The sequence below is a fragment of the Paenibacillus sp. IHBB 10380 genome, from assembly GCF_000949425.1.
GTDB lineage: Bacteria > Bacillota > Bacilli > Paenibacillales > Paenibacillaceae > Paenibacillus_AQ.
Map to the genome: position 1 here is coordinate 800,515 of NZ_CP010976.1, position 12,544 is coordinate 813,058.

Below are 12,544 nucleotides of genomic sequence, written 5' to 3' on the forward strand. Positions count from 1 at the left end.
TAAGCCTTGGTGCTGAATAGTCGACTTTTTGAGCTCGCATTTTAAGAGGTTGTTCAAAAAGTTATCTATTGATCACGAAGAAAATGAAAGAGGAGAGATGATATGCGAATATTGCATACTGGCGATTGGCATTTCGGTCGCACGCTAGAGGGACGAAGTCGCATGAAAGAACAGGAGGATTTCGTCGATGAGCTAGTGAGAATGGCTGACGACCAACAAGCAGACGTAATTCTCATGGCAGGAGATGTGTATGACTCTGTCAATCCACCTGCTGCTGCAGAGCAGCTCTTCTATGAGGCAGCTGCAAGGTTGACTGCGGATGGACGTCCCTTGGTTGTCATAGCAGGTAATCATGACCAGCCAGAGCGTGTGTCTTCTGTATCTCCGCTTGTCACTAGGCAAGGCATAACTTTAGTGGGATTACCTGTAGCGAATGCCATAACCGTTCAAGCCATTCGAACAGGCGAAATTGCCAAAATCGCTGCACTTCCTTATCCTTCTGAAGCTCGGCTTAATGAACTCCTTATGGTAGAGGGCAGTGAAGAGGATTTGAGACGGGCATACAGCGCTCGTGTCGGCAAGTTAATGGAGATGTTAGCTCGCGAATTCACACCACAGACTGTGAATTTAGCTATGAGTCATATCTATGTATTAGGTGGTGTAGAATCTGACTCGGAGCGTCCGATTCAGGTAGGAGGAGCTTACACGGTAGATCCATCAGCTCTGTCTATAGGTGCTCAATATACTGCGTTAGGTCATCTTCATCGCTCGCAAGCGGTGAAGGGAGATGGAATGGTTAGGTATAGTGGCTCACCGCTGGCTTATAGTTTCTCTGAGGCAGGGCAAGCGAAATCAGTTGCAATGCTGGACATATCTCCTGGGGGCGGGCAACCGCGTTTTGAGGAAATATTTCTATCTTGTGGACGACCGCTTGTTCGTTGGAAAGCTAAGAGTGGCTTAGAGGAAGTATATCGTTGGTTAGACGAGGGACAGGATGACCGTGCTTTTATCGATCTAGAAATCACTTTGACAGAAGCGATGTCACTTGGCGAGATTCAAAGACTGCGTAAAAGTCGTGAAGGTTTGGTACATATCCGTCCCATTTATCCAGAAATGGAAGTGGCAGAACTGGATACCGAACGTTCACGTATGCCCATTCATGAGCTGTTTCGCAAGTTTTACCAGCGTCAGACAGGGGGAGCAGAGCCAGATGATGGAATGGTTCAATTATTCCTTGATTTGATCGAGGAAGATTCCACTGCTCAGGAAGAAGGGGACGTATAGATGAAGCCGATCACACTGAAACTCTCCGGACTACAAAGTTATCGTGAAGTACAGCAGATTGATTTCGAGGACTTAACACAGATGGGCTTGTTTGGTATATTTGGGCCTACAGGTAGTGGGAAATCCACATTACTTGATGCTATTACACTTGCTTTATATGGCAAGGTAGAGAGAGCGATTAACGGAACACAAGGGATCATGAATCATTCCGAAGATTCTCTATTTGTCTCATTTACTTTTGAGCTGAACTCATCCGCAGGACCAGAGCAATATCGTGTGGAGCGGCGTTTCAAAAGATCGAATGAGCTTTCTATTAGTAATACTATCAGTCGTTTTATTGAAATAACGCCAGAGGGAGATCAGGTTGTTGCAGACAAACTAGTAGAAGTGACACGCTGTGTGGAGGATAAACTTGGACTCAAAATGGATGATTTCACACGGGCAGTCGTTCTACCTCAAGGGAAATTTGCCGAGTTCTTGTCTTTAAAAGGAACTGAACGTAGGCAAATGTTACAGCGTTTGTTCCACCTAGAGCAGTATGGCGATCAATTGGGACAGAAGCTTAGTCGACGTGTCAAAGAGAATGAGTCTTCTCTAAAGACGATAGAAGCAGAGCAGCAAGGCCTTGGCAATGCAGGGCGTGAAGCATTGGACGAAGTGAAGAAACAGCTAGAACAGTCTGTTGTATATGCTGATATTTCTCGGCGAAAATTTAATGAGATGACTCTTCAATCACAGCAACTCTCTAAGGTTTGGGAATGGCAGATTGAGCGAAACCATAGTCAGGCACAACTGAAAGAGCTAACCTCTGTAGAAGGTGAGATTATTTCATTGGAGGACAGGCTAACGAAGGCTAAAGTGGCACAGCAATTAATGCCGTTGTTGACGCAGTGGCAGGAGAGTAAACGCGAGTACGAGATTCGTACAACTAAATTCAATGAATTACAGTTAAGAGCAAAGGGATCAGAAGAGTCAGCGCTTCGTGCCATTCAAACGGATGATGCGGCGCAGGTAAAGCTATCCAATGAAGAACCCAAGCTACGGATAAGACAAGATCAATTGGAGCAGGCTGTGAAACTTCAACAGGAGCGAGATGCTCTTAGGTCCGAATGTCGGGAAATAGACAAGAAGAGAGTAGAGACTACAACCCTTCACTCTGATCTTCAAGCGATGCTTGCGAAAGAGCAGGAGTTGCTTATTAAGGGACAGAAAAGGCAAACAGAACTCCAGACCACGTTAAAGAAACTAGAGGTCCGTTCTCAGGATCGAGATATTCTTGGGCGAGCTGTGCAGCGCAGACAATTGATTCATTCGTATGAAGAGCAAGAGCAAACGATAATCAAGGAATGCTTAGTACAAGAACGCAAGCTTGCAGAGGTATCGTCTAGACTAGTTGAGGTTCAGCAAGGACAAACTGAGCTTCATGAAATGAACATGAGCTTTATTGATAATATTTCTTCTCTTATAACAAATCTATCGGAGCAGGATAATGGGGTTAAACAAGCAATTCTTCGGTTGGAAGTAGAGGAAGAACAGCTTCGTCAACAGCTCAAGCGACAGGAATCTCAAGCTCTAGCATTAACGTTAGCAGCGCAACTTGAGGAAGGACATCCATGTCCTGTGTGTGGTTCTGACCAACATCCGCATCCTGTGGATAATCGTTCAGCTGAATGGATAGGATTAGCACAGACGGACGCGATCCGTCCATTACATTCACGAATGAGAGAGCTTGGCTTTACTTTGCGACAACTTGCACATGAAGGTAAAACGATACTTGAATCCGTGATTATTGAGCCTGCTATATATCAGGAATCACTGGTGGCAGCAGCTGTTGAAGCTATCGACAATGTAACGATACCTCTTTCATTCTCGGTAGAGAATTGGGAGAGTCAATTGAATCAGTTGGAGGAAGAAACCGCAGTAAGCTCAAATGCTATAACAACGTTAAGGCAGGAAACCGTTAAATGGAAGCAGAGATCGGACAAGCTTCAGCAACTACATTTGAAATTTACTGCGGAAGCAGAAGCGCAGCGGAGCTTCTACGAGCAAACGAAATCAAAGCTTGAACAGGTTACAGCAGAATTGGCTAAGTTACAACAAACCTGGAATCATGACTTTCCTGAACTACCTATGGCAGAATCTGAGTTGAGATTTAAGGCAATGCAGGAAAAAGATAAAGAAGCTGATGCAATCAAAGAGCGGCTTGAGGTTAGTATTCCTTTCATAGATAGTAAGACAACGTCGGTTCAATCCATTGAACAGCAAATGAGGGAACTGGATAAGTCGCTTATTCAGTTGAATACTCAGTGGCAGGGAAAGATGGAGCAACTACACGAGCAAGATCAGAAGTTACTCTCTTGGATTGGTGAGGGTTCTGCTAAAGACCTCCTCTTAGAATGCAGACAACAATTACAAAGTTTGCAGCTAGCAGTTGACCACTCTAAGCAACTGCGTCACACCGCTGAAGAGGCGAAGCATGAAGCAATGAAGTTACTGGTTATGGCACAGCAGGCTGTTGAATCAGCAGCAGAGCATAGCGAGGCCTCAAGCATACGATGGCTGCAGCAGTTAGAAGCTTCACCGTTGTCTACTCCGGAAGACGTTGAGCGTTGCTGTCTGCAAAGTGAAGAAGAAGTACGGTACGCAGAACAGGTTAGACGGCATCGAGAACAAGAGCAAGAAATAGTCATGAAGCTACGTCACATAGAAGACAAGTTAGCAGGGGCTTCTTTAACTGAAGAAGAATGGAATGAAAGCTCTCGGTTGTTGGATGAAAGTCGAAATGCAGATGAACAGGCAGTCCAAGCTCGAGCGAGAGCAGAACGTGATTTAGAAGATGTGGAGCATAGACACGGACGATGGAAGCAACTTGAGGAAATGCGAGTAGAGAAGCGAGCCAAAGGGGAACAGCTTTCCAAGCTTCAATCCTGCTTACGCGGGAATGCTTTTGTTGAATATATTGCCGAAGAGCAACTTATGCAAGTTAGTCAGGATGCTTCCCAGCGCCTTCGCTTTCTTACAAGACAGCGATATTCTCTAGAAGTAGATTCTGGTGGAGGATTTGTTATTCGTGATGATACGAATGGGGGAATACGTAGACCTGTGTCCACTTTGTCTGGCGGGGAGACATTCTTGACATCGTTATCTCTCGCACTTGCCTTATCCGCGCAAATTCAACTTCGTGGTCAGTATCCGCTTCAATTCTTTTTCTTGGATGAAGGTTTTGGAACACTTGATCCGGAGCTGCTAGAGATGGTTATTACATCGTTGGAACGACTTCATAGTGATCATTTATCCGTTGGTATTATTAGTCATGTTCCTGAGTTAAGGGCAAGACTACCACGTAAGCTTGTCGTTCTCCCTGCTGAGCATGCTGGGGGCGGTTCTCGCATTATTAAAGAAAATATGTAGAGCTTTTATGGATTATGATGTACATCACAGTAACAGTAACAACCTGTTGTTATAATACAGACATAAAGCCGACATCTTTTGAAGCACTGAGGATGGATTTATGAATAGGAAATGTATTTTCCTGACATAAGTCTGAACGACAATTAGCATGTATTGCTAATTAGTGCTTCTTTTTTTTGCGTTTTTAGGATCTATCCGCCCAGACCTGAATATGATGTGAGTAGACGTTCATGGAGTATTAGGAGGATTAGATGAAATGGAAAACTTAGATCCCAAAAAATTGTGTTGTGAGCATATTCACCGTTACGTGCGAGTATGGATAGTGGACGGAAGAGCTTTCGATGGGTTTGTGGAGAGTGTGGATGACGAGCAGTTATACTTAGCTATTCCAGTTGGTCATGAAATGCCTCACAATGAACAGATCGGTTCAGAAAATGCAGGTCATCCGGAATGTTCTGTTGGGCATCATGGCAATTTTGGAGGTTACCCAGGGATTCAGACGCGAGCCTTGGCTCAAGGCTTTTACCCCTATCCAGGGGTCGGTCTAGGGTTTGGGTATCCAGGATATCCTGGCTATCCCCCATATGGTATCCGAAGATTCAACCGTTTGATTTTGCCGCTTACTGCACTGACGGCACTAAGCTTGTTGCCTTATTACTGAAATAGCATTGTTTTAATTCGAAGACCGTCCCTGGGTTAATTGGTGACGGTCTTTTACAATATAAGGAAGGTTAAACTGTCGCTGTACTTTGTTTATATTTCTAAGAGAAACGGTTACCGTTTCTTTAAGGACGGTGAAGCCGTTTTTTTGTATATGTCTATTGGACGATTGGATGCTGAATCCGTTATGATGTAATATATGTAATTAATTAAGGAGGCGGAGTAAATGGATTGTTTATTTTGCAAAATTGTCGAGGGTAGCATTCCTTCAAAGAAAGTATTTGAGAACGAGAATATATTGGTATTCCATGATATTGTGCCGGCAGCTCCTGTGCATGTGTTAATCATACCTAAGAAACATATCGATTCCATGAACGAAGTAGGTAAGGAAGATCTATCCTTAATTGCTGAAATGCATCAAGTGGCACAGCAAGTGGCTAAGGATCTTGGTGTCAATGAATCTGGTTATAGACTGATTAATAATTGTGGACCCGATAGTGGACAAGCAGTACAACATCTTCACTATCATTTACTCGGAGGAGCCCAAATAGGTGCACTTACTGGTAATTCCAGCTCTCATCAATCGTAATCTTTTAATTCTGAGTATAAGTATTTCATAAAAAAAAAGTTGTAGGTTGACACTCTATTTCTCTTTCACATATAATATAAGTTGATGAACCGTGTTATACTCTTGGACGGTCTGGTCGGAGGGAGGGAAAACTGGTGTCTGAAACGAAAGTTCGTAAAAATGAGACAATCGATGCTGCACTTCGTCGCTTTAAACGTTCCATCGCTAAAGATGGCGTCTTGGCTGAGGTGAAAAAACGCAAGCATTATGAAAAGCCAAGCGTAAAGCGTAAGCTAAAGTCTGAGGCTGCTCGTAAGAGAAAGTTTTAGGAGGATTTTACAATCATGAATCTTAGCGAGCGATTGAACGAAGACATGAAGCAAGCAATGAAGAGTAAAGATAAATTCACACTCTCCACCATTCGAATGGTTCGTTCGACTATAAAGAATCTTGAAATAGATTTGAAAAGAGCTTTGGATGACAACGAAGTGCTTGATATCTTAGGTCGTGAAATCAAACAGCGCAAAGATGCCCTCTATGAGTATGAAAAAGCAGGACGCGATGAACTTGCCGCAAATGCGAAAGTAGAAATTGATATAATTAGCCAGTATCTCCCAACCCAGCTTTCTGAAGAAGAAATTAAAGTCATTGTACAGCAGACCATCCATGAAACCGGTGCTTCTTCGAAAGCCGAGATGGGGAAATTGATGAGTGCCCTAATGCCTAAGGTAAAGGGACTCGCTGACGGCAAACTTGTGAACCAAGTGGTTCAACAATTTCTGCAATAAACATAACAGAGACATCCCTTGATCTTAAGGGGTGTTTTTTATTTTTTGAAACCTCAATTGGAGTGAAACGTAGTAACTCTCATAAGTTGGACACATAATACTTAGAGGGATGGTTTAAATAAGAGAGGAAGGAGGTATAGCTATGACTTTAATGAAAAGAATCGTGTCATCCTTAGTTCTGACTTTACTCCTAATAGGTCTGATTCTCCCTGTGCTAGGCGAAACGGTTAATGCGACTACAGTAGCACCTAAAGAAGGTGTTGAAAGTGGGGCTGTATACATTATCCCGGTGGATCAAGCTATCGAAAGAGGACTTGAGAAATTCATGGAGCGGGGATTTAAGGAAGCCGAGAGTATGAATGCATCACTTATTGTACTTGAGATCAATACCCCGGGCGGGCGGGTCGACACAGCTGAGAAGATTAGTACGATGATTCGTCAGAGCCCAATCGAGACAGTGGCATACATAAATGGTGATGCTGCTTCTGCTGGAAGTTACATTGCCTTAAATGCGAACAAAATTGTTATGGCACCTGGGAGTATGATCGGGGCAGCCGTTCTGGTGGATGGGGTTACAGGTAATCCCATTGAAGATCCGAAGACAGTTGCATTTTGGAAGTCCAAAATGAAAGGTGCAGCTGAAATTAATGGACGGAATGCTAAAATAGCTGAAGGTATGACTGACGTCAATATGGTAGTCGAGATGCCTGAAATCGATTACACCAAGGGAAAAGGAGATATTATTTCCCTGACTAGTGATCAGGCTCGTAAAGTTGGCTATGCAGATGGGATAGCTAATACTGTTGAAGAAGCCATTACAATAATGGGCTATTCTACAGATGATGTGTTTCGTATTGAACATACGGGTGCTGAGAAAGCAGCAGAATTTCTGACCAACCGTGTTGTTATGACCTTACTTCTCTTTATGGGGATCGCAGGTGTGATTATTGAATTAATCGTTCCTGGATTTGGAGTTCCAGGTATTCTGGGTATTATTGGATTCGGCCTCTATTTCTTTGGTAACTATGTGGCAGGATTCGCTGGCTCTGAGACATGGGTGCTCTTTATCATTGGACTGGTTATGATGGCACTTGAATTGTTTATTCCAAGTTTCGGTATACTAGGTTTACTTGGGTCTGCAAGTCTTATTGTTGGCGTAGTTCGTGCAGCCTACAGTACTTCTCATGTTGCCTTATCCTTAGGAATTGCAAGTGTATCCGCTTTGATAGTGATCATTCTTGTAGCCGTTGTCTTTAAGAAACGTGGTATATGGAATCGATTCATACTGAATGACGCACTAACCAAAGAAAAGGGTTATATACCATCTGCAAGTAAGGAAAATTTATTGGGTAAGAATGGTGTTAGTGTTACACCGCTTCGCCCTGCAGGAACTGTGTTAATTGATGGAGAGCGTTATGATGTGGTTACCGATGGAGAGTTTATCGGAAATAACATGACTATTCATGTTGTGAAGGTTGAGGGTTCTCGTATTATTGTTAAACCGATTGTTGACTAGCCTAGCTGGGTTACAATCTAGCAAAGTATTATATTATACTGATTTACTATGTTATACCAAATAGAAAAATGGAGGATGAACAAATAATGGATGCGACATTAATTCCTATTTTGTTGATTGCTGTAGTGGCGATCATTATTTTAAGCGTATTTTTCAGCTTTTTCCCAGTTATGCTGTGGATTGCGGCCCTGTCATCAGGTGTACGTATTAGCATTATTACATTGGTAGCGATGAGGCTGCGTCGTGTTACACCGAGCAGAATTGTTAACCCTATGATTAAGGCTACGAAAGCTGGTTTAGGACTTGATATTAATCAGTTGGAAAGTCACTATTTAGCAGGGGGTAATGTCGACCGCGTTGTCAATGCATTGATTGCGGCTCAACGTGCGAATATTCCATTGGAATTCGAACGTGCTGCTGCGATTGATCTAGCCGGTCGTGATGTGTTACAGGCTGTTCAAATGAGTGTAAATCCACGTGTCATTGAGACACCAATTGTTGCTGCGGTAGCGAGAAACGGGATTGAAGTCAAAGTTAAAGCCCGTGTTACCGTACGTGCGAACATCGATCGTTTGGTCGGTGGTGCGGGTGAAGAGACGATCATTGCTCGTGTCGGTGAAGGTATTGTAACAACGGTTGGTTCTAGTGATTCTCATAAAGATGTATTAGAGAACCCAGATATGATTTCTCGTACAGTTCTATCCAAAGGGTTGGATGCTGGGACAGCTTTTGAAATCTTATCCATTGATATCGCGGATGTGGATGTCGGTAAAAATATTGGTGCGTATCTTCAAACTGAACAAGCAGAAGCAGATAAGAGAATTGCTCAAGCGAAGGCTGAAGAGCGTCGTGCAATGGCTGTAGCGCAAGAGCAAGAAATGAAGGCGCGTGTCATTGAGATGAGAGCAAAAGTTGTGGAATCTGAATCAGACGTACCTCTTGCAATGGCAGAGGCGCTACGTTCAGGACAGCTTGGTGTCATGGATTACATGAACCTCAAAAATATCGAGGCAGATACTCAAATGAGAGGATCTATCGGCAAAACGGGAGACGGCGGAGATAGTTCTAACAATCCCAAAAAATAATAAGTAGGGAATGATGTATCCCATGAATATTATTTGGCTTATAGCTGTTATCGGATTTGCTATTTATTCTGCAATTGGAAATAAAAACAAGCCGAAGCAGGGAGACAAGACAAGTGGCATGCCAACATTCGGTGGACCACGTGAAGTTGTAGAGCGTCCTGCTAGATCTAATGACGATAAAAGAGATGAGTATCCATCAACTTCTTCAACTACGATGGAGATGGATGATCGTCACTTCACAGATGTTCCTGAATATCACTCTTCATCCTCGTCTGAATATGAGAGTGGTGAAGGGGTATCCCAGATGTGGCAGGAAAGTTCGCTTGAAGACTCGATGGAAGGTCGTCAGCAGATGATGCAGAACGATATAAATCGTGTAACTGCTGCTCTCGATAAGATTGCAGGGGGAGATGCTCAAGGTGAAGATGCGTATAGGTTATCGGATGATTCATTGAATCGGCAATCTGAGGTTTACAATGCAGAGCATCTGAGAACGGGTGTAGTCTGGGCAGAGATATTAGGTCCACCACGAGCTAAGCGTGCATACGTTAGCCGTAAATTATAAACGCTATGTATATAGGTTGAACTGAAGTTTTCACCTCTTAAGTACGAGAAACCGATCTTTTATATAAAGATCGGTTTTTTGTATGTCTAAATAGAATTTGTCCTGATCTTACAGCATTCAAGCCGTAAATCCTTACATAAAAATCATAATCCTCGCATATGGTTTACAGTACAGGAAAGGGGAAGACATTCGTATGACCCGGATCAGCCGTAAGCTGCGAAATTGGACATATGAGATGTTTGATTTGCCGCAGGATATCATATTTGATTTGCCTAGGTTGACAATGGTCGGTAATAAAGAGCTGCTTATCGAGAATCATCGGGGTGTGCTTCATTTCTCACCAGAGAAGTTAATTCTTTCGCTTACCGAAGGCTCATTAGAGGTGGAGGGTTCGGAACTGATGATTCGGTCTATTATGCCACAGGAAGTGATGGTAGAAGGTAAGATTGCTAATGTTAAGTACATAGGAACGGAGGGGAATCAATGAAAATCCCAACGCTAACTCATTTACGTGGATATGTTGTTATATTAATTACTAAAGGGAATATAGAATCATTTATTAATGCCTTGACACAATCGGGTATTCACGTTTGGGATGTAAGCCCGTCTAGATCGAATACAGCGGAAATGAAGGTACTGTTGAAAGATTTTCATGATCTCCGCCCTTTGTTGAAACGGACAGGCTGCCGTGTACATGTGAAGAACCGGATAGGTATTCCCTTTCAACTGGTAAGGCTTAAACAGCGTAAGTTTTTTGCTGTAGGGATAATTACATTCTTTATGTTACTCTTTCTCCTCTCCTCTCTGATCTGGGATGTGAAGGTTGTGGGCAACGTTACGATAGCAACAGAAGATATATTAGAAGCTGCTCAGAAAGAAGGGATACGTCCATTCCAGTGGACTTACCGGTTAAAGCATCTGGACAAGCTATCTAAGGAGCTGAATATGAAGCTCCCTGGCACTTCTTGGGTCGGTGTAGATAAAAAAGGGACGAGTATCACGATTCACATTGTAGAGGCTTCAGAACCCGAGCCTAAGCCGTTAGTGAGCCCAAGGCATCTAGTAAGTAAAAGCGATGCGGTGATTACAAATATATATGCGGAGCAGGGACGTCCGCTTGTAGCTAAGAATATTAGAGTTAAGAAAGGTCAGATACTGATTTCCGGTCTTCTTGGTGATGAAGCGAACTCACAGGCGGTTGTAGCTAAAGGTGATGTGAAGGGTTTAGTGTGGCATGAATACAATATCCAAGTGCCTATAGTGCAGAAGCATAAGGTATACACAGGGGATACTAGAAATAGGAAGTACCTTGTATTAGGTAATCGGGGTATTCAATTTTGGGGATACGGTAAAGTTCCCTATGAGAAGTATGATATAGTAGAGGAACAAGACCCATTAACTTGGCGTTCTTTGAAGCTTCCTGTAGGTTGGATGACAGAGAAAGTAATGGAAACAGAAATCACAAGTGAGACAATTACGGGCGAAGAAGCCAAAAAGCAAGGACTTGAAGGTGCTATCCGTGATATTTTCGCGAAATATGGCAATGATTCTAAGGTAATTAGTCAAAAAATTTTGCATGAGAAGAAAGAGAATGGTAAAGTTTATATGAAAGTGCTTTTTGAAGTAGAAGAGACGATAACGGAAGAACAAACTATAGTATATAACCAAGGAGAATGAGGCTATTTGTCAGAGTATACGCACAGCACACAAATATCACTTCAGAACGCGGGGGAAGGCTTAGCTATATTCGGACCCCAGGATACTTTTCTAAAAATGATTGAGGCCCAAATACCCGCACAGATTGATTCTCGTGAGGCTGAAATCACCATTCGTGGTCAAGACCGCGAAGTACAAATGCTACAGCAATTGTTCGAGGTGATGCTTCAGCTTGTCCGCAATGGATACGTTTTAACGGAGCGTGACGTGCTGTATGCGATTGACTTGGCTAAGGATTTCAGGGCGGATCAATTACTAGATCTGTTCAAGGGTGAAATAACGACGACTTATCGCGGGAAACCGATTCGAGTTAAAACGATCGGTCAGAAGCATTATGTAACGACGATCAAGAAGCGTGATATCGTATTTGCTATCGGACCTGCGGGAACGGGGAAAACATATTTGGCTGTTGTACTAGCAGTGGCTGCACTGAAGGAAGGCTCTGTTAAAAAGATCGTTCTGACTCGCCCAGCTGTGGAAGCTGGAGAGAATTTAGGATTTCTTCCGGGTGACTTGCAGGAAAAGGTGGACCCTTATCTACGGCCATTGTATGATGCCTTATTTGATGTCATGGGTCCAGACCAGACGGCTAAATCTCTGGAGAGAGGACTTATTGAAATTGCACCCCTTGCTTATATGCGGGGACGGACGCTTGAAGATGCATTTATTATTTTGGATGAAGCACAGAATACAACGCCTGAACAGATGAAGATGTTCCTGACACGGCTAGGATTTGGCTCCAAGATGGTCATAACAGGTGATGTGACTCAGATTGATTTACCAAGAGGTAAAAAGTCTGGGCTTGTGGAAGCAAACTCGATATTAAGTGTCATTGATGAGATTGGTTTCGTATACTTCTCGGAACAAGACGTGGTCCGACATTCGTTGGTACAGAAGATTATAGTCGCTTACGACCAAGCTGCAGAAAACCAAGGATAGAGGGGATTGTCT

Annotated in this window: 12 protein-coding genes; all 12 read left to right on the forward strand. The window is 43.2% G+C overall.

Annotation, left to right across the window (positions count from 1 at the left end):
* Positions 1-102: 102 nt before the first annotated feature.
* The 12 genes from UB51_RS03400 (at position 103) to UB51_RS03455 (ending at position 12,532) form a co-directional block, all read left to right on the forward strand.
* Positions 103-1,284: an exonuclease SbcCD subunit D gene (locus UB51_RS03400; RefSeq protein ID WP_044876081.1), complete on the forward strand. Its 1,182-nt coding sequence runs from the start codon at positions 103-105 to the stop codon at positions 1,282-1,284.
* Entirely contained in the window at positions 1,285-4,695 is a 3,411-nt protein-coding gene (locus UB51_RS03405) for an SbcC/MukB-like Walker B domain-containing protein (protein WP_044876082.1), read from the forward strand.
* Positions 4,696-5,017: 322 nt separating this feature from the next.
* On the forward strand, positions 5,018-5,356 hold the full coding sequence (locus UB51_RS03410) for a hypothetical protein (RefSeq protein WP_324607744.1): 339 nt from the start codon (positions 5,018-5,020) through the stop codon (positions 5,354-5,356).
* Positions 5,357-5,581: 225 nt separating this feature from the next.
* On the forward strand, positions 5,582-5,944 hold the full coding sequence (locus UB51_RS03415) for a histidine triad nucleotide-binding protein (protein WP_044876084.1): 363 nt from the start codon (positions 5,582-5,584) through the stop codon (positions 5,942-5,944).
* A 134-nt stretch (positions 5,945-6,078) separates the two neighbouring features.
* Positions 6,079-6,252, forward strand: coding sequence for a 30S ribosomal protein S21 (gene rpsU, locus UB51_RS03420; RefSeq protein WP_044876085.1), 174 nt, complete (start codon positions 6,079-6,081; stop codon positions 6,250-6,252).
* Between the two features lie 15 nt (positions 6,253-6,267).
* Positions 6,268-6,711 (forward strand): GatB/YqeY domain-containing protein, encoded by a 444-nt coding sequence (locus UB51_RS03425; protein ID WP_044876086.1) that lies wholly within the window; start codon positions 6,268-6,270, stop codon positions 6,709-6,711.
* A 142-nt stretch (positions 6,712-6,853) separates the two neighbouring features.
* Positions 6,854-8,227 carry an NfeD family protein gene (locus tag UB51_RS03430; protein ID WP_044876087.1) on the forward strand — a complete coding sequence of 458 codons (1,374 nt, stop codon included), beginning with the start codon at positions 6,854-6,856 and terminating at the stop codon, positions 8,225-8,227.
* Between the two features lie 86 nt (positions 8,228-8,313).
* The gene (floA, locus tag UB51_RS03435; RefSeq protein WP_162484583.1) at positions 8,314-9,312 is read left to right on the forward strand and encodes a flotillin-like protein FloA; all 999 of its coding nucleotides are present in this window, start codon (positions 8,314-8,316) and stop codon (positions 9,310-9,312) included.
* 22 nt (positions 9,313-9,334) lie between these two features.
* Complete coding sequence (locus UB51_RS03440; protein WP_144406943.1) at positions 9,335-9,877, forward strand: hypothetical protein; 543 nt, start codon at positions 9,335-9,337, stop codon at positions 9,875-9,877.
* Positions 9,878-10,070: 193 nt separating this feature from the next.
* Entirely contained in the window at positions 10,071-10,364 is a 294-nt protein-coding gene (gene yqfC / locus UB51_RS03445) for a sporulation protein YqfC (RefSeq protein ID WP_044876090.1), read from the forward strand.
* On the forward strand, positions 10,361-11,554 hold the full coding sequence (gene yqfD, locus UB51_RS03450) for a sporulation protein YqfD (RefSeq protein WP_044876091.1): 1,194 nt from the start codon (positions 10,361-10,363) through the stop codon (positions 11,552-11,554). The genes yqfC and yqfD overlap by 4 nt, the downstream gene beginning before the upstream one ends.
* Positions 11,555-11,560: 6 nt before the next feature.
* Positions 11,561-12,532 (forward strand): PhoH family protein, encoded by a 972-nt coding sequence (locus UB51_RS03455; RefSeq protein ID WP_044876092.1) that lies wholly within the window; start codon positions 11,561-11,563, stop codon positions 12,530-12,532.
* Positions 12,533-12,544 lie beyond the last annotated feature (12 nt).